We start from the raw sequence: 16898 nt of genomic DNA on the forward strand, positions 1-16898 counted from the left end.
TACAATTGACTTTCAACAATTATGTATCTTTCAATAGAGCTTCTTTTCTTATTTATTCTTGTCAAACATAAAAAAGCACCAACAGGCTTATGACCGGTTGGTGCTTTCTAATAATTGGCTTAAATCAAAGCCCGTATTAATTTTCGAATAGATCGAACAAACAACAAATAATTGTTTATTCGCAAAAGTCACTTTTTGAAATCTTCTTGAAGATGCGGGGATGTGATGGTGTCCATGAACGACACCCAAAATCGGATAATCTTGGAACACTTTTTCAAGTTCATCATTATCGCAAGCATATTGTTTACTATATGCACTGCTTTGAGGTGATAGCATGCTTAATTCATTGAATAAGGGTGCATGCGATAAGATCACGATCGGTGTTTCATAATCATCTTTCAGCAATCGTTTTAAGGTCTGTAAAATAAATTTCTGCTGAGCTTGTTTCCGTTCTATCAAGACAACTGGAATCGTTAAGCCCACGTAACGAATTCCTTGATACGTATAAACCTCATTATTAAGGATACGCATTTTAGGAAATCGTTTTTGTAATTCAGTCTGAACAACAGAATAAAACTTATGATCTCCTAACGGTAATGAATGCCATTGTTCATCTGAATCAAGCATTAATTCTTGGAACCATCGTTCTTTAAAATAGGGCCGCCACTTGTCCCAATCTTCCAACTGTTTATCGTGTTCTTGTGGTAAACTATCAGTTAATTCATGGCCCCCAATCACATAAAGCCCTTCAATCTCACTATTACTGACATGAGATTCTGAGATATCACCAATCAATAGATTGAAATGATGATTTACTATCGGTAAATCACCCTCTTTTGCGTGGATATCAGAGATGACATTGATCAGGTTCTTATTTTCATTCGAGTGTACATTTTTAAAATGATTCGCAATAGCATCTGGACGAACACTGTGGGCTATATAATTTTCACGTAAGTGAGACAATTCAGCACCATATTCAGAACGTAATAATGGCTTCGTATTAATTGAATTTTCTTGATTAGAAACAACTAACACTGATTCGATACGCTGTTTGACTGGTTGCGGTAATAAAGCTAAGCCTGGAGTTATATCAGTCTCATAATGTAATCCCAATGGTACATCTACAGCATTTTGTATCAATTGAATCTGTTGCCCATCAATCATTAGTGGTAAAGACTGTGTCACTTGAACAACAAAGGCTAGATATTCAGAGATATATCCGGCTATTCCAGTTTTAACATTTTCACTACATAAAAATTTTCCAGCTAAATTCGCTGATAATGGCCCTGTTTCATCATGTTGCATGAGTCTTCCAAGGATTTGGATCTCCAACAAAGGATTTTGAAAAATAGCTTGATACGCCTGTTTGACTTCCTTCGAATCCTCTTTCACTTTTTGCTGTGTCGTTTGAAACAGGCTCAGCATTAAATATTTTTCTAGATTTTCTTTATGTGATTCAATGTATATTCTGACCTCTGTCGGATGCAATAAATATTGAATCGCTGCACGTTGAATATAATTTCGTGCAGTATCATAAGGGATCGCTGAATAGACTAGATCGCCTCGCGAAGAAATGGCCATCGTTTGATCACGAACATTATAGGTAAGTTGAAAATATTCATTACGCAAAATAGTTTTATTGATTGGTCGACGTTTATTTTCTGGATACAACTCAATTCGCTGATCAAGAATCTGTAGTAACTGGTTCTCTTTATGAGGTTCTTGGAATGTACCAACTTTCAACTCATTTTTTTTTGATTTCATTTATTCCTCTTAAATTATGGGAACGATTAATTGCCCATTTCATTTTATTATCGCCTTTAGTATAACAATAAATCAAAAATTTCGAAAATGAAAAAATACCCGAAAAATTCGTCTGCACGAGTTTCGGGTATCAATAGTTTTAATTTACGCGAACACCAAAATCTGGTGTGTAGTATTGAGTCGAACCATAAGTAACCGTTTGACCTGGTTGAGGAGCATGAATATACTGATCGCCACCGGCTGAGATCGCCACATGATACGTCGCACCTCGATCGCCCCAGAATAATAAATCTCCAGCTTGCGCATCGCTCACAGTAATTTGTGTTCCAGATGATTCTTGAGCGACTGTCCAAGAACCGATATTTTCTCCAGTTACTTGTTTATAGACATATTGTGTCAAACCAGAGCAGTCAAAACCACTTGGATCTTTTCCACCCCAAACATATTGTGTACCAATATATTTTTCAGCTTCGTTTACAATTTGTTGACCTTGAGATGTTTGCTGTGTTTGATCAGCTGCTTGATTTTGATTAGCAGTTTGGTCAGTTGTCGCTGTTTGATCAGCTGCTTGATTTTGATTGCCAGTTTGATCTGTTGTCGCTGTTTGATCAGCTACTTGGTTTTGATTGGCAGTTTGATCTGTTGTCGCTGTTTGATCAGCTACTTGATTTTGATTGCCAGTTTGATCTGTTGTCGCTGTCTGATCAACTACCTGATTTTGATCAGTAGTTTGTTCTTGTGTTACGCCTTGATCAGTTGCTTGATTTTGATTAGCAATTTGATCTGTCGTTGGATTTTGAGATACTGTTTGATCTTGGTTAGTTGTAGTTTGTTCTTCTTGTTGCACTGGTGTCGTTTCAGCTGCAGGTGATACTTCTACTGCTGTTTCGGCAGATGGTGTATCTAATTGAGTTACAGTATCATCCGTAGTTGGCAGTGTTGTAGAAAGTAATGTGTTATCATCTGTGGCAGTTGTAACATCTGATGTATCTGTTACGACTGGCGGAGTCACAACTTGGTCATTAGTGACTTGGGCTGCTTCGCCATTTCCAACGACCACTGTTTGGCCTGCATAAATATTATTATCCGTGATACTATTCCAATCGGTAAACTCTTTCACACCAATTCCAAATTGATCCGTGATAGAATTAACTGTGTCACCTGATTGAACCGTGTATTGTTGCGGTGCGGAAGTCGTTACTTGTGCTGTTTGTGCAACAGGAGCTGTAACAGGTTCCGTCGCATCATACGTTGTTAAATTATTTTCTTGAATTGTTGAAACTAATTTTTGAACATAACTTTGATCTTTATTGAAACGGCCTTCTAACGCTTGCGCTGCACTTTGATAGTCCTGTGCATTGCTTCGCCATGTTCCGCTAAAGTAATTTTCTTTTCCGTCTTGAGAAGTCGTTTTTAAAATTTCAATATAATCTTGGACAGCTTCTTTGAACGAACCATATTTTTTCAGTTCTTTCTTTTGAGTAAGTCCAGATTCTGAATCAGTTTTGTCAAGAACCGCTGATTGGCCTTGATATTGTCCTTCTAAGCCAAAAAGATTATTGTAAGGTGCTTGAGCAAATTCATTTTGTCCCCAATTACTTTCAATGATTGCTTGAGCAATGATTACTGAAGCATATAAATCATGTTTATCAGCTAAAGGTTGGATTTCTTTTGAAATTTTTTCAATAAATGCTTTTTTATCTGCATTGGACGTCGTTGCGGTCGTTTGATCTTCAACTGCTTTTACTTGGTGTGTCTTTAATAAAGGTGCTACAACGGAAACCGTTACTAACGCTGTACCTAAAACAGCAGAACCTTTTTTTAGGTAGCGATAGTTATTGGACTTCTGCCGTTTTTGCTGGCGCAATTCGCGTCGGGTTAAAACTTTACTAGCCATTAATCATCTCTCCGTTCTCTCAATAATTCTTAAATTTTTTTTAATCCAACTAATTATAACACACACTAAATAGAACGACTTAATTTATAGCCCCGCTTTTTTTATTTTTCGTATTATTTTTTTGTACGAACGATAAAAATAAGTTTAATGACCTTTATATATAGTCTCATAAGAATTAAAAATAAACAAAAGTCTTTTTAAAGTACTGTAAAAGATTGACTGTTTCTAGCTGGAGGTTCCTTATGCTGAAAGAAAAAATACGTTCATTGCCTCAAACACCTGGTGTTTATAAAATGAAAAATAGTAAAGGTGAAATTATTTATATTGGCAAAGCTAAAAATCTAAAACAACGTGTTAGTTCTTATTTTATAAAAAATTCGCAACATTCAAAAAAAGTTCTCGATATGGTCCGTTCGATTGATGATTTTGATATTGAATTGGTTGACACGGAATTTGATGCACTACTATTAGAATGCCTGCTGATTCATCAATTCCGCCCGCGATACAACCGAATGATGAACTATTATGAGAGCTACGGATATTTTCAATTTATCGAATCCTCGCCGTATTTAAATGTTGTAAGTGACTGGTCTGAAAAAGGTTTAGTATTAGGGCCTTTTTACAAAGAGAGTAAAATCAAAGAAATAAAAGAGATTATCAATAGCGTATACCGTTTGGATGGTCCATTAAAATATGCCGCTGGCATCGTGGCAAATTACCAGAATATATCTCCAGAAGAGGAATTTGATTTACGAATAAAAGAAATTAAGGCTACCTTGATAGGTAATTCTACTGCCTTGCTGACACGCATTGAAGAACGGGTCCAAGCGGCAAATCAAAGAGAAGATTATGAAGCATCCGCACAGTGGTGGCAAAAATATTTGACCGTTCAACGCTTTTTACGTCGAAATAAGCAAATCCTTCAGATTATGCAGAATAAAAGATTTGTCGGCATCCTTCCTGAACAAGGTAAATTTTATTGCTATCTATATGCTAAAGGAGAAATATTGAATCGAATCGTTTATAAGCGACGTCCTTCGATGCAACAAGCAAAAAAAAGATTAGAAAAGAGAATTCCTTTAAAGGATTGGCAACAACTCGACTCAAAAAAATACTTAGAAAAAGCAGATGTTGACTTATTTCCCATCTTTTTTAATTATTTGAATCGCCATGGCGATTTATCAGCTTTTGACCCTCTAGAATAATCATTCTAGTTTGTATTCGATTTCATTAATTGATACAATAATGTAATAGCATCATACGATGGAGGATACTTATGCAAATTGAAAAAATTACAAAACCAGAGCAGCTCGTCGTCTCAACATCTACCCATATAGCACATGAATTTCTACCTACTTTTATTGGTACTTCTTTTGTAGAATTATTAGAATATATCCAAAAGAATGGTGCTGAGTTAATCGGGACACCATTTATTTCATATTTAAATCTTGATGAATCTGGACTACCGAAAGATGAATTATTAGAAATTGAAATTGGATTTCCCATCAACAAAGAACTGCCTTCAACTGAAAAATTCCAGAGTTACTTGCTTCCAAGCTATCAAGCAGTACGAACGCTTTATATCGGTGATTATGATGATCTGACGGATTCATATAAAGAATTGATTGAAGCTATCAAGCAAGAAAATGGCATTTTTACTTACCGTAGTTATGAATACTATTTGACGGATGCTTCTGTGCCCCTAGCTGATCAAGAAACAATGATCGAGTTGGCCTTTCGTAAAAAACGCAAAGATTTATTTAATGATTAATCCTACTAAACCAAAAAAGCATCCTCAATAGCGAGGATGCTTTTTTCGGGATTAGAAGGTCTCACCCCATGCATGAAAATCAATCTTAGAATCATCAAATTCCATAATCGTTAGACTTGAGTTATCTACGATGCCACCTTCACGAATTTCAGCTAGGGTCATCCCTTTTAATGTATTTAATAATGCCATCAATAAAATTCCATGGCTTACAACTAAAACATTTCCATTTGGGTATTGATGAGTGATCTCTTTGATTACTTGTCTACTCCGTTCGATTAATTCAGCATAAGACTCTCCATGAAATTTTTTTGAATCGAATAAATCTGGGCGTGTTCGATAATGATTTATATCTTCCGGATATTTACCAGTGATCTCAGTAATTTTTTTACCATCCCAATCACCTAACCGCATTTCTCTTAAGCCTTCAACAATGGTTAGTTCGGGGGCCTTCTTCTGATCAGCTAAAATGATCTTCGCCGTTGTCTGCGCCCTCATTTGCGGCGAGGATATAGCTGCATCAAAAGCAACATCTTTCAAATGTTGTGCGATTCTCCTTGTTGCCTCGATTCCTTCGGGAACCAATGGAGAATCTACTGTTCCACCGTTAAAGCGGCCTTCAGCATTGATTTCTGTTTTTCCATGTCTAATAAAATAAAAAAGTGTCACACACTCACCTCTTTCAATGACTAGTATACACTAACATCTTATAGTTCTTCTCTCATTTTTAACTTTTTAACTGCTTTTAAATCAGTGACTTTGTAATCGGATTCATTTATAATGAAATTAAGAAAAAACAATATTATATGCTCTTATCTATTTGATACCCTATTATTTTTTGTAAAAAATAATTTATTATTGGAGGTTACTTGATGGAAAAAGAAAAACGAGCACAAACAAGTACCGATTTAGCCTTAGCTACCTCAGGTATTTTTAGTCTCATCCTTTTTAGCATATTGATGATTGCCCGTGTGATTGAACATCATGAAATCATGGATCTTTTTAGTTTACTCACAGGCGCTGGCGCAGCTTTTTGCTACGGTAAATTTATTTGGATAAAACAAACGAGCTGGTTAGTCTCCGCCGTCGGTCTACTGGTCTTATGTATTTTCTTTTTTATCAAATACTTATTCTGAAAACTGTCAAATAATTTGACGGTTTTTTTATTTGTTTGCCTTTGTTATCATAGATTAAATTACTTATTTTTTTGGAGGTTCCTATGTCTGATTTTGAAGTTCTAGTTGATTATTTAACCACCACATCCCCAACTCCCAGCTTTTATTCCGATACATTGGTCATCGCCGGGAATAGTTTAATATCTTTAATCGTTTCAGCAGCCAAATTTTGTGAAGACCATAAAGAGATCAAACAAGTTGTTTTTGTTGGTGGTAGAGGCCATGGGACTGCTCCTTTGATCGCCAATGCCGAAAAACACATTCCAAATTTAGTTCAGCCAGACTGGCCGTTATTGTCTGAAGCTGAAATCATGCAAAAGATTTTCTCTAATTATTGTTCTCGAGAGGTTCTCCAATTATTAGAAACACATTCTAGCAATACTGGTGAAAATGCTCGTTTCTCCCGTGATTTATTTGAAACTGCTCGTCCCGAAAATTTTTGGCTAGTCCAAGATCCTCTCGTTCAAAAACGAACACATTTAACCTTTAGCAAAGAATGGGAACTACCATTGAGTGCTATCCACTCATTGATTTTCGAAAAGCCTGTATTGCTTGCTTTTGATGGGCGACCTTACTTTAAAAATGCCGAAATGGATAGTTGGTGGCAAACAGATTACTTTCTTTCATTAACTTTAGGCGAAATTCGCAGACTGCAAGACAACGAACAAGGCTATGGACCAAAGGGCACCAACTATATCCCGCATGTAGAACTGCCGGATGACGTTCTCTTGAGTTATCAGCGTTGCCAAAAATATTTGACCGGCAGCAATCGCAGATAAAAAAAGAAGCTCTCCCTAGAGAACTTCTTTGCTTATTCGATCACAGTACCTAAAAAGCTAGTTACTTTATCAAAAACGTTACTGAAAAAATTTGCTAAATTTTGCCAAATACCACCAAAATCAGGGTTAGCTACAAAATTTTGTACCTGTGTAAGCATCTGATCTTTGTAGATATAAATAATAAATAGCAAAAACAACACACCGGCGATCCGCCACAGAATAGAACCTACTTTTACAACAAAGAAAATCAGTAATGCTATAAATGCAATCGCTAATAATTGCTCCATTTGTTTCACTCCTTTATTTATGTTTTTGAATTAATTTTACTTTTTATAACTTCTTGATCATTATGCAATAAAATCGTTTGTTTTTCATGGGTCGGAAGTCGGATATCTGTTTAAAAAAGACTAAATTGATTTCTAAGAATTTAGTAAGCGCTACAAAACCTTTTAGACGAGGCTTTCTAATCTAATCTAAAAGAAAACGCTTCTTATTTCTTTGGATTTTTACAGAATTTTTCTCATAAACTTTAAGCGTATTTACGCTGTAATAAAAACAATTCTCGTTACTATGATTATAATAAAGTATAAAAGGAGTCATGTTTGTGTCGACAATTACAGAGCAAGCCCTAGAAGAATTAAGTCCTTTCGAACTAAGTCTTTTTTTAGAACAAAAAATTCATGAAAATAAAAATGTCACCAATCTTTTAAATGCTGGCCGGGGAAATCCTAACTGGACAGCGCCTACTCCCCGAGAAGCTTTTTTTCTCTTGGGACAATTTGCTACACAGGAAACATTATACGGTACAGGCGAATTAACTGCCGGAATGATTCAGTCTGATGCGACTCGCGGACAACGTTTCGTTGATTTTCTACAAAATCATCCTAGCAAAGGTGCTGACTTTTTAAAAAAAATCTGGTTTTCAGATAATAATTTCTTAGGAATGCCTAAAGAACTTTGGTTAACGGATATCTTAGATCATATTATTGGTGACAATTATCCTAATCCTGTACGTTGTCTCACTGCCTGTGAGGCACCTATCAAAGCTTATCTAAACCAAGAACTTTTTTCAAATAGCACAATCCCTTTTGATGTTTTTGCTGTAGAAGGCGGAACTGCTGGTATTTGTTATATCTTTGACACACTGCTGAACAATTTTTTATTGAATCGCGGCAATAAAATTGCTTTAATGCTGCCTACATTTGCTCCTTATCTTGAAATTCCTGAGCTACCGAAATATGCTTTTGAGATCGTCAAAGTCCAAGCGAAACAAACAATGGTTGATGGAAAAATGACCTATCAATACCCTGATGAAGAAATCAATAAATTACGCGATTCCGATATCAAGGCTGTTTTTGTAGTCAACCCTAGCAATCCAACAGCGAATGCTCTAGCACAACCAACAATTGACCTGCTGAAAGATATCGTTTCGACTGATAATCCAGAATTGATGATTCTAACAGATGATGTGTATGGCACTTTTGTTCCAGTTTTTACTTCTCTTTTTTCTGAATTACCTTACAATACTGCGTGTATTTATTCTTATTCAAAATACTTTGGTGCTACTGGTTGGCGTGTAGGAACGATTGCTGTTGCCAAGCATAATTTATTTGATGAATTGATCGCTAACTTACCTAAAGAAAATATTGAACAACTAAATGAACGTTACGCTTCTTTGACCGCTGATCCAACTACGATCACGTTTGTTGATCGAATTGTTGCTGACAGTCGTGATGTTGCTTTAAATCACGCTTCCGGCTTATCTGCTCCTCAACAAGTGATGATGGTGATGTTTAGTCTCTATAGTCTTTTAGATGAAGGGCAAGCCTACAAAGCAGAAGTGATGGATATTTGCCGTCAACGTGAAAAATTATTATTCCATACGTTAGGCTTACAAGAACCTTTAGAAGATTTGGATACCGCTTATTATTGTGAAATCAATTATGAAGATTGGAGTCGTAAACGTTACGGGAATGCTTTTGCCGACTATCTAAAAAATAAATGGACTGTCACAAAAGTCTTGACTTCACTAGCTGAAAAAGAACAATTGATGCTACTAAAAGCCAATGCTTTCGGTAGTAGTGAATGGGCTGTTCGTGTCTCTTTAGCGAACTTAGCCACAAATCAATACCCCGAAGTAGGAAAACGGATAATCCGTTTAACAGACAGCATCCGTGATCAATGGATGAAAACAAAATAAAAAAATCTCCTTTCTATATTAATAGAAAGGAGATTTTTTTATTTATTGATACGACGATAATTTTCGTCAAAATATTTTCCTGTGCGAATATCTTCGGGCATTCCTTCGTATGGGGCTTCACTGATAGCATCTTCATTGTCTACCCCAGCTTCACCCATATAAGTGATTTTAGCAAATTCAGGAACAACTAGTTTTGGATAAGTTTCATATTTTTCTCTAGCAGCTAACATTTCATCAATGTGTTCATTTTGGAATGTTACCGTAATTTCAGGATGTTCTTCCACCCATTTAGGAAAGAAAATAGTTCCATGTAATTTTTGTTCATTTGGAAGGAAATCTAAAGCAACATCTGTACCAGTAGGTTCAGTCCAAGTAATTTTGTATACCCCTTCTGTTAACATATCCATTTGAACTTCTTGATCTTTGACCCAACGTCCGGCAACCATTCCGCCATGAATTCGATAGTCGACTGTATGATCATTTTTTGCATACCATTCATATTCCCAACCATTATCATACGTATAAATAAAATGAGTTCCAACAAAATCTGCTAAAGTTTTAAATTCTTTCATGATGATTCCTCCAATAAATTAAATTAATATATACATGTAATTAATTACATGTTTTCGATTACGTGATTATGTTAAAATAATTTTTAACGAATGTCAAGGGACGTGTTTAAAATCGCTCAAAAAAATATTTTACAATACATTATTTTAGGAATGATCCAAAATGGTACCAATACGGGCTATGAGATAAAAAATGCTTTTCAAACTGAAATTGGTGAATTTTGGCAAGCCAAACACAGTCAGATCTATCCAGAGCTTTCTAAGTTGACTCGAAAAAACTTAATTGATTTTCAAACAGAAGTTGTTGGAACTAAATTAGAAAAGAAAGTCTATTCCCTAACTAACGATGGAAAAAGGGTCTTAAATGAATGGTTAAAAGAACCTTTAATTGATCTTCCCGTAAATAAAGATGAATTCGTGTTGAAGCTCTATTTTATTAAGAGCATGGATGATAAACGGTTGCCAGAAATGATCCAACAACAGATAGAATTACATTCAAAAAAGTTAGAGCACTTAAAACAAAGAAAACAAATCGTGTTTTCGGAAGAAGAAATCCAAGAAAATTATGGCCATTATTTGATTTTGATGCACGCTATCCATCGTGAAGAAGAATATTTAAACTGGTTAGAATGTTTGAAAAGGGATTAATCTTTCTATTTTTATAGAAAAGTAAAGGCATAGAAACAATTTCTATGCTTTTTGTATTTTTTAAAATTGGCGGGTTTAAAATAAAGCCAATTGGCAGTTTAAAAATAGTGAATTAACAGCTATGCTAATTAAAAATCAATTCTTCGAGGTGAATAAAATGAAAAAAGTTGTGACAATTGCTGGATCAGATGCGACTGGCGGCGGTGGTTTAGAAGCCGATTTAAAAACATTCCAAGAATATGGAACATTTGGCCTTACAGCCATTACTTCCATTGTAAATTTAGATCCTACGACCGGAAATCACCATTTAAGAGTCTTACCGCTTGAATGGTTGCAAGAGCAATTGGCTTCTGTCTTTGCTGGAAGTGTTGATGCGATCAAAACCGGGTTATTGCCGTCGCAAGAAATTATTGAACTCGTTGCCAGTCACCTCCCTTTTTCTACACCGTTGATCGTTGACCCCGTGATTGGTGGAAAAGGTACCCCAGATTTTATTGGGAATCAGCAAGTTCAAGCATTACAAAAATCATTATTGCCAAAAGCATTAGTGACTACCCCAAACTTGCGTGAAGCTGGGATCCTATCAGAACTTGGGGAATTATCTTCGGAACAACAAATGCGTAAAGCAGCCCAAAAAATAGCTTTACTGGGACCAAAACACGTTGTGATTAAGGGCGGTGCTCGGTTAAGTCAAACTGAAACACTTGATCTTCATTATGATGGCTCCACTTTTCAAACCTATCCACATCAAATAATCGATACCCCGTATAATCATGGCGCGGGTTGTACTTTTGCGGCAGCAATCACGGCTGGGATCGCTAAAGATGCCTCAATTGATCAATCGATTCAGCATGCGATCGATTTTGTTCAAGCTGCTATCAAATTAGGTGAGCAAATCAATCCATATGTGGGACATGTCTGGCACGGCGCTTACACACATGGAGAAAATAGAATGGAGTTTTCAAATGACAAATGATAATAAAATCCAAAATCTTGTATTAATCGCTCTGTTCGCGGCATTGACTTTTATTGGGACAATGATTAAGATTCCTTTACCCACTGGTGCTTTCATCCACTTTGGAAATGCTATCGTCTTACTAGCTGTTTTACTGATTGGTTATTGGCAAGGATCGCTTGCTGGAGGAATTGGCTTTTTCATTTTTGATATTTTAAATGGCTATGCTACTGAAGCCCCTTATTTTTTACTTGAAAGTTTTGTAGTAGGTGCTGCTGCCTTTTTGGCCTTCGCCGTTTTCAAAAGAAAACCAACAAAGATTTATCAAATTGTAATTATCGGTATTTTTGCAGGTATTGCGAAATTTATTATGTCGGTCATTAAAGCAACCGTGATGGGGCTTATTGCTGGTGCCCAATTAACACCTGCTTTCTTTGCAGCAATCGCAACAATGCCGGCAACCGTAATCAACATTTTTTCAACTATTTTAATAGTAAGTTTAGTCTTTTTCCCCTTAAGACATGCAATGGAAAGAATTTTTCACAATCAACCTATTTAATGGTATACTAAGTATCCTTGGCAGGGGCAAAAAAAGTAAGCAGCTAAGTTATCATGACTTAGCTGCTTACTTTTTTATTGATCCAAATTTTAATTTAATCTTTATATTTTTGTTTTATTATTATTTTTTAATGTGATATACTTTTTATGTAAAATATTATTACCTTTGAAAGGAGAAAGTTTATGACGTTTTTTGATCAAAAAATGAATTACCGGGTAACATTTGATTTAGCTGATAATATCTTTATCGTTTATTCAACGGATACCGGACATCAAGGAAGCGGAATTACGATTGAACAAGCAATTTATGATTTAAAAAAATCTGTTTAAGGAGTGTTTCCTGCAATGATTGATAGTTATAGTTAAAAGCCTCTGCTGAAAATAAAGCGGAGGCTTTTTTATTTTGATTATCTTACATAACTGTTCGTTTTCTTTATGCCTAATCCATGTTTTAAATTTTTGATCTCAGTTAAACTTAAAAAAAACACTAGGAGGTTCACTTCATGATGAAAAAACTATTAGTTCCTTTTTTCGCACTAAGTTATTTGTTAGCTAAAGCCACTCTTGTCCTAACTATTTATCCAATTGACTGGTTCCATCAACTTTTTAGCTAAGGAGGCCTTTATGTTCGATTTATTACATCAACTTTTTAGAGTACTTTCTGACACATTTTTGGGATTATTTGATTTTATTCTTGGATTAATTACTTACCTATTTTCTGCTCAGTTATGATTTTACTTGACTAACCTCCTTTTTTATTAGATGATGAGGTTTTGAGTAAGAAAGTAGGAGAAACATGAGTATCTTAGACTTAAACGGAATCACCCAACAATTTGGTGATAAAATTTTATATGAAGAACTAGAATTACATTTAAATAAAGGCGAGCACCTTGGTCTGATCGGACAAAATGGTGCCGGAAAAAGTACGTTAATCAAAATTATTACGGGAGAACAATTACCCGATGAAGGTACAATTGCTTGGCAAAAAAATATCCACGTAGGTTATTTAGATCAATACGTAGAAGTCGACCCCACTCTTTCAATCAAGGACTTTTTAAAAACTGCCTATGCCGCTGACTTTGCTAAAGAAGCAAAAATTGGTGATCTATATATGGAATATAGTGAATCGATGGATGATAAATTATTAGAGCGTGCTGGTCGCTTACAAACAGAATTGGACCAAGGAGACTTTTATCAAATCGATACATTGATTGCTGAAATGAGTAGTGGTCTTGGCCTAGATGTTTTAGGTATGGATACAGCCTTGGAAGATTTAAGTGGCGGTCAACGTTCCAAATTGATTTTAGCAAAATTATTACTTGAGAAACCTGATGTTTTAATTCTTGATGAACCAACAAACCATTTAGATGATGAGCACGTAGCTTGGTTAAGTCAGTTTCTACAAGAATTCACTGGAACCTTTATTGTGATCTCTCATGACCGTGATTTTCTAAATCAAATCACTACTCATATTGCAGATATCGAATTTGGAAAGTTAACCAAATATACAGGTAATTTAACCAAAGCTTTGAAACAAAAAGAACAATTCCAAGAAACATATATGAAACAATATGCTGCTCAAAAACGCCAGATCGAAAAAACAGAGGCTTATATCCGCAAATATAAAGCGGGCTCTCGTTCAACGATGGCTAAAAGTCGTCAAAAACAATTGGATAAGGTCGAACGTCTAACACCCCCTTCTTCAAATGCAGTTGCTCAGTTTGATTTCCCTTATACACCAATTGTGACAACGCTAGCCTTAGAAACGACCGATTTAGAAATTGGTTACCAAAAACCTTTACTATCTCCTATCAATATTACATTGAGATATGGTGAAAAAGTCGCGATTCGCGGATTTAACGGGATTGGTAAATCTACATTATTAAAAACGCTTATCGGAATGATTCCTAAACTAGCTGGTGAATTTCATTTTCCAGCAAATACTACGGTTAATTATTTTGAACAAGACTTACAATGGGAAAATCCCTTTCAAACGCCTTTACAATATTTAAGCGATCATTTCCCTAAAGAACCGGTCAAAGAATTACGTAAACATTTAGCTAAAGCGGGTTTACCAAATCAATTGGCACAAGAACCTTTAAGCACTCTTAGCGGTGGTGAACAAACTAAGGTAAAACTTTGTCAAATGACCATGCAAAAAGGAAATTTATTGATTTTGGATGAACCAACAAACCATATCGATCAAAGTACAAAAGACAGTTTGCGTGAAAGCTTAGCGAACTTTGCTGGTACCGTAATCGTTGTATCCCATGAAGAGGGTTTCTATCAGGATTGGACCGACCGCGTTATTGAAATCAGTCAATAAAAAAAAACTTCCCAAGTTTGGGAAGTTTTTTTTATTTATCATTTAGCCATTGAAGTTCATTCTTTTCCGTTTTACTCAAACCAAAAGCTTCATAATTCGTCAGAATTCTTTCCATCAAATCCGGAATTTGACTGCCTTTTCTGACTAAGACATCGATTCCGGCAGGTGTTACTAATGATTTTTCAAATCGAATTACCATTACATCCCCTTTGATCGTCACCACCTGCCAACGACTGCTTAAAATTTTTAAAGGTCCGATTCCACGCCAAACAAATTGATTATCAGAAACACGATCGGTCCCTTTGATTTTTTTTGTTTTATTTTTTGACTCATATTCCACCAGATCTAGTAATTCAATCGAATTTTTATCAAGTTGCTTATAAGTAATCCGCGGATTTTTCCGTTTTTCAGATAACCACATCGGAAATGTTGTGCCTTTGATTTCCCAGGTACCATCTAATTGTTTGTGCCAAGTTCTCATCGACTCACCTCGTCCTTTTATATCAGTGTAATGCAAAGAATTTATTCCTGAAAGAATTTTGCATTTTAAAAATTTTAGGCATACCGAATCTTTTTCTTTCATTTTCCTATCATTGGGTGTATGATGGCATCGTAGAAAAGAAATAGAAAGGTGGGAATCACTTGAGTACAAAAAAACGTCCCATTCTCGAACATACAAATGGACTTTCATTAGAAGAAGTCAACGGAACCATCAAAGTACCAAATGGTAAAAGTTTTTGGCGAACACTTTTAGCCTATTCAGGACCAGGAGCGCTAGTTGCTGTAGGCTACATGGATCCTGGTAACTGGTCTACTTCAATCACTGGAGGGCAAAACTTCCAGTATCTATTAATGTCAGTTATTTTGCTTTCAAGTTTAGTTGCAATGCTTTTACAGTACATGGCCGCAAAACTAGGAATCGTTACTCAGATGGACCTAGCACAAGCGATCAGAGCTCGGACAAGTAAAGGGTTAGGCATCGTACTTTGGATTTTGACGGAGCTTGCTATTATGGCGACAGATATTGCGGAAGTAATCGGCGCAGCAATTGCACTGTATCTACTTTTTAATATTCCATTAGTTATCGCTGTCTTTATCACTGTCTTAGATGTTTTCTTGTTATTACTATTAACAAAAATCGGTTTTCGAAAAATTGAAGCGATTGTCGTTTGTTTAATTTTTGTTATTCTCTTTGTTTTCATCTATCAAGTCGCGTTATCCAATCCTGATTGGAGTGAAGTGATCAAAGGGTTTGTTCCAACGAGCGAAACATTTGCTGATTCTCCTGCTATCGGAGGGCAAACACCCTTGACTGGTGCACTCGGTATCATCGGCGCGACTGTGATGCCTCATAACTTATATCTTCATTCAGCCGTTTCTCAAACTAGAGAAGTCGATCATAATGATGAAGAAGAGGTTGCAAATGCTGTCCGCTTCACCACTTGGGATTCAAATATCCAATTGTCTTTGGCCTTTTTAGTCAATGCCTTATTATTGGTTATGGGGGTTGCAGTCTTCAAAACGGGAACCGTGAAAGATCCGTCATTCTTTGGCCTGTATGAAGCCTTATCAAATCCTGCAACTATGAGTAATGGTATTTTGATGAATGTTGCAAAAACGGGCGCTTTATCGACACTTTTTGCAGTCGCTCTTCTAGCTTCTGGTCAAAATTCTACGATTACTGGGACATTAACAGGACAGGTAATCATGGAAGGTTTTATTCATATGCGGATGCCTATTTGGCTCCGTCGATTAGTCACTCGATTAATTTCAGTCGTTCCAGTTCTCATTTGTGTCTTACTTACTCGTGGTAATACAGTAATCGAAGAACATGAGGCTTTAAATAATTTAATGAACAATTCGCAAGTGTTTTTAGCTTTCGCCCTTCCCTTCTCTATGCTGCCGCTGTTAATGATGACCAGCAGCAAAGTAGAAATGGGTGAACGTTTTAGAAATAACCGCATTGTTCAATTGCTTGGATGGATTTCAGTGATTGGTTTGACGTATTTGAATCTAATTGGTTTGCCTAGCCAAATCGAGGGGTTCTTCGGAGATCATCCCTCTGCTTTAGAAATCGATACTGCTGACACGATTGCTTATGTATTAATTGCTGGTGTTCTCGCCTTATTAGCTTGGACAATCGTCGATCTTTATCGAGGCAATAAACGCGTAGCACTCGAAACAAAAAAATTAGAGGAAGACCTGTCCGAATAGTAAAAAGCAGAAATCGATTTGATTTCTGCTTTTCCTATTTTATAA

At 36.0% G+C, this 16898-nt stretch carries 17 protein-coding genes; 11 read left to right on the forward strand and 6 right to left on the reverse strand.

The window, feature by feature from the left end:
* Positions 1-87 precede the first annotated feature (87 nt).
* Both ACKTSC_RS03860 and ACKTSC_RS03865 read right to left on the reverse strand, forming a co-directional pair.
* On the reverse strand, positions 88-1764 hold the full coding sequence (locus ACKTSC_RS03860; protein WP_407856886.1) for a metallophosphoesterase family protein: 1677 nt from the start codon (positions 1762-1764) through the stop codon (positions 88-90).
* Positions 1765-1903: 139 nt separating this feature from the next.
* Positions 1904-3661: a C40 family peptidase gene (locus ACKTSC_RS03865; protein ID WP_407856887.1), complete on the reverse strand. Its 1758-nt coding sequence runs from the start codon at positions 3659-3661 to the stop codon at positions 1904-1906.
* 242 nt (positions 3662-3903) lie between these two features.
* On the opposite strand from ACKTSC_RS03865, the gene ACKTSC_RS03870 reads away from it, so the two are divergent.
* Both ACKTSC_RS03870 and ACKTSC_RS03875 read left to right on the forward strand, forming a co-directional pair.
* On the forward strand, positions 3904-4866 hold the full coding sequence (locus ACKTSC_RS03870; protein WP_332581656.1) for a GIY-YIG nuclease family protein: 963 nt from the start codon (positions 3904-3906) through the stop codon (positions 4864-4866).
* A 71-nt stretch (positions 4867-4937) separates the two neighbouring features.
* Positions 4938-5432, forward strand: a complete 495-nt coding sequence (locus ACKTSC_RS03875) for a GyrI-like domain-containing protein (protein WP_332581657.1) — start codon at positions 4938-4940, stop codon at positions 5430-5432.
* A gap of 51 nt (positions 5433-5483) precedes the next feature.
* Here the strand turns inward: ACKTSC_RS03875 and ACKTSC_RS03880 are convergent, their stop codons facing one another.
* Complete coding sequence (locus tag ACKTSC_RS03880) at positions 5484-6098, reverse strand: histidine phosphatase family protein (protein ID WP_407855177.1); 615 nt, start codon at positions 6096-6098, stop codon at positions 5484-5486.
* A gap of 203 nt (positions 6099-6301) precedes the next feature.
* Between ACKTSC_RS03880 and ACKTSC_RS03885 the strand changes: the two genes are divergently transcribed.
* On the forward strand, positions 6302-6565 hold the full coding sequence (locus ACKTSC_RS03885; protein WP_332580909.1) for a DUF6442 family protein: 264 nt from the start codon (positions 6302-6304) through the stop codon (positions 6563-6565).
* Positions 6566-6648: 83 nt separating this feature from the next.
* A complete protein-coding gene (locus ACKTSC_RS03890; RefSeq protein WP_407856888.1) occupies positions 6649-7383 on the forward strand; it encodes an ElyC/SanA/YdcF family protein in 735 nt (244 codons plus the stop codon).
* Between the two features lie 32 nt (positions 7384-7415).
* On the opposite strand, the gene ACKTSC_RS03895 is transcribed toward ACKTSC_RS03890, so the two are convergent.
* Positions 7416-7670, reverse strand: coding sequence for a hypothetical protein (locus ACKTSC_RS03895; protein WP_332580911.1), 255 nt, complete (start codon positions 7668-7670; stop codon positions 7416-7418).
* 311 nt (positions 7671-7981) lie between these two features.
* Between ACKTSC_RS03895 and aspD the strand changes: the two genes are divergently transcribed.
* Positions 7982-9583 (forward strand): aspartate 4-decarboxylase, encoded by a 1602-nt coding sequence (gene aspD / locus ACKTSC_RS03900; RefSeq protein WP_332654185.1) that lies wholly within the window; start codon positions 7982-7984, stop codon positions 9581-9583.
* Between the two features lie 38 nt (positions 9584-9621).
* Here aspD and ACKTSC_RS03905 read toward each other — a convergent pair whose 3' ends face one another.
* Entirely contained in the window at positions 9622-10155 is a 534-nt protein-coding gene (locus ACKTSC_RS03905; RefSeq protein ID WP_332580913.1) for a phenolic acid decarboxylase, read from the reverse strand.
* Positions 10156-10266: 111 nt separating this feature from the next.
* Between ACKTSC_RS03905 and ACKTSC_RS03910 the strand changes: the two genes are divergently transcribed.
* The 5 genes from ACKTSC_RS03910 to ACKTSC_RS03930 all read left to right on the forward strand — a co-directional run bounded on the left by ACKTSC_RS03910 (position 10267) and on the right by ACKTSC_RS03930 (position 14639).
* A complete protein-coding gene (locus ACKTSC_RS03910; RefSeq protein WP_407856910.1) occupies positions 10267-10800 on the forward strand; it encodes a PadR family transcriptional regulator in 534 nt (177 codons plus the stop codon).
* A 157-nt stretch (positions 10801-10957) separates the two neighbouring features.
* Positions 10958-11776, forward strand: a complete 819-nt coding sequence (gene thiD / locus ACKTSC_RS03915) for a bifunctional hydroxymethylpyrimidine kinase/phosphomethylpyrimidine kinase (RefSeq protein ID WP_407856889.1) — start codon at positions 10958-10960, stop codon at positions 11774-11776.
* Positions 11766-12314, forward strand: coding sequence for an ECF transporter S component (locus ACKTSC_RS03920; protein ID WP_407856890.1), 549 nt, complete (start codon positions 11766-11768; stop codon positions 12312-12314). The genes thiD and ACKTSC_RS03920 overlap by 11 nt, the downstream gene beginning before the upstream one ends.
* Before the next feature lie 182 nt (positions 12315-12496).
* Positions 12497-12643 (forward strand): hypothetical protein, encoded by a 147-nt coding sequence (locus tag ACKTSC_RS03925; protein ID WP_407856891.1) that lies wholly within the window; start codon positions 12497-12499, stop codon positions 12641-12643.
* A gap of 466 nt (positions 12644-13109) precedes the next feature.
* Complete coding sequence (locus tag ACKTSC_RS03930) at positions 13110-14639, forward strand: ABC-F family ATP-binding cassette domain-containing protein (RefSeq protein WP_332580917.1); 1530 nt, start codon at positions 13110-13112, stop codon at positions 14637-14639.
* Between the two features lie 31 nt (positions 14640-14670).
* Here ACKTSC_RS03930 and ACKTSC_RS03935 read toward each other — a convergent pair whose 3' ends face one another.
* Positions 14671-15120 carry a hypothetical protein gene (locus ACKTSC_RS03935; protein WP_407856892.1) on the reverse strand — a complete coding sequence of 150 codons (450 nt, stop codon included), beginning with the start codon at positions 15118-15120 and terminating at the stop codon, positions 14671-14673.
* Between the two features lie 161 nt (positions 15121-15281).
* Between ACKTSC_RS03935 and ACKTSC_RS03940 the strand changes: the two genes are divergently transcribed.
* Positions 15282-16853 (forward strand): Nramp family divalent metal transporter, encoded by a 1572-nt coding sequence (locus tag ACKTSC_RS03940; RefSeq protein WP_407856893.1) that lies wholly within the window; start codon positions 15282-15284, stop codon positions 16851-16853.
* Positions 16854-16898: the final 45 nt, after the last annotated feature.

It is taken from the genome of Enterococcus hailinensis (assembly GCF_045862035.1).
Classification (GTDB): domain Bacteria; phylum Bacillota; class Bacilli; order Lactobacillales; family Enterococcaceae; genus Enterococcus_A; species Enterococcus_A hailinensis.

Bases quoted from the DNA above. Each gene is read 5' to 3' on its own strand.
- aspD (WP_332654185.1), top strand. From the start codon at position 7,982: ATGTTTGTGTCGACAATTACAGAGCAAGCCCTAGAAGAATTAAGTCCT.
- ACKTSC_RS03925 (WP_407856891.1), top strand. From the start codon at position 12,497: ATGACGTTTTTTGATCAAAAAATGAATTACCGGGTAACATTTGATTTA.
- ACKTSC_RS03860 (WP_407856886.1), bottom strand. From the start codon at position 1,764: ATGAAATCAAAAAAAAATGAGTTGAAAGTTGGTACATTCCAAGAACCT.
- ACKTSC_RS03895 (WP_332580911.1), bottom strand. From the start codon at position 7,670: ATGGAGCAATTATTAGCGATTGCATTTATAGCATTACTGATTTTCTTT.
- ACKTSC_RS03865 (WP_407856887.1), bottom strand. From the start codon at position 3,661: ATGGCTAGTAAAGTTTTAACCCGACGCGAATTGCGCCAGCAAAAACGG.
- ACKTSC_RS03875 (WP_332581657.1), top strand. From the start codon at position 4,938: ATGCAAATTGAAAAAATTACAAAACCAGAGCAGCTCGTCGTCTCAACA.
- ACKTSC_RS03920 (WP_407856890.1), top strand. From the start codon at position 11,766: ATGACAAATGATAATAAAATCCAAAATCTTGTATTAATCGCTCTGTTC.
- ACKTSC_RS03905 (WP_332580913.1), bottom strand. From the start codon at position 10,155: ATGAAAGAATTTAAAACTTTAGCAGATTTTGTTGGAACTCATTTTATT.
- thiD (WP_407856889.1), top strand. From the start codon at position 10,958: ATGAAAAAAGTTGTGACAATTGCTGGATCAGATGCGACTGGCGGCGGT.
- ACKTSC_RS03935 (WP_407856892.1), bottom strand. From the start codon at position 15,120: ATGAGAACTTGGCACAAACAATTAGATGGTACCTGGGAAATCAAAGGC.
- ACKTSC_RS03890 (WP_407856888.1), top strand. From the start codon at position 6,649: ATGTCTGATTTTGAAGTTCTAGTTGATTATTTAACCACCACATCCCCA.
- ACKTSC_RS03870 (WP_332581656.1), top strand. From the start codon at position 3,904: ATGCTGAAAGAAAAAATACGTTCATTGCCTCAAACACCTGGTGTTTAT.
- ACKTSC_RS03885 (WP_332580909.1), top strand. From the start codon at position 6,302: ATGGAAAAAGAAAAACGAGCACAAACAAGTACCGATTTAGCCTTAGCT.
- ACKTSC_RS03930 (WP_332580917.1), top strand. From the start codon at position 13,110: ATGAGTATCTTAGACTTAAACGGAATCACCCAACAATTTGGTGATAAA.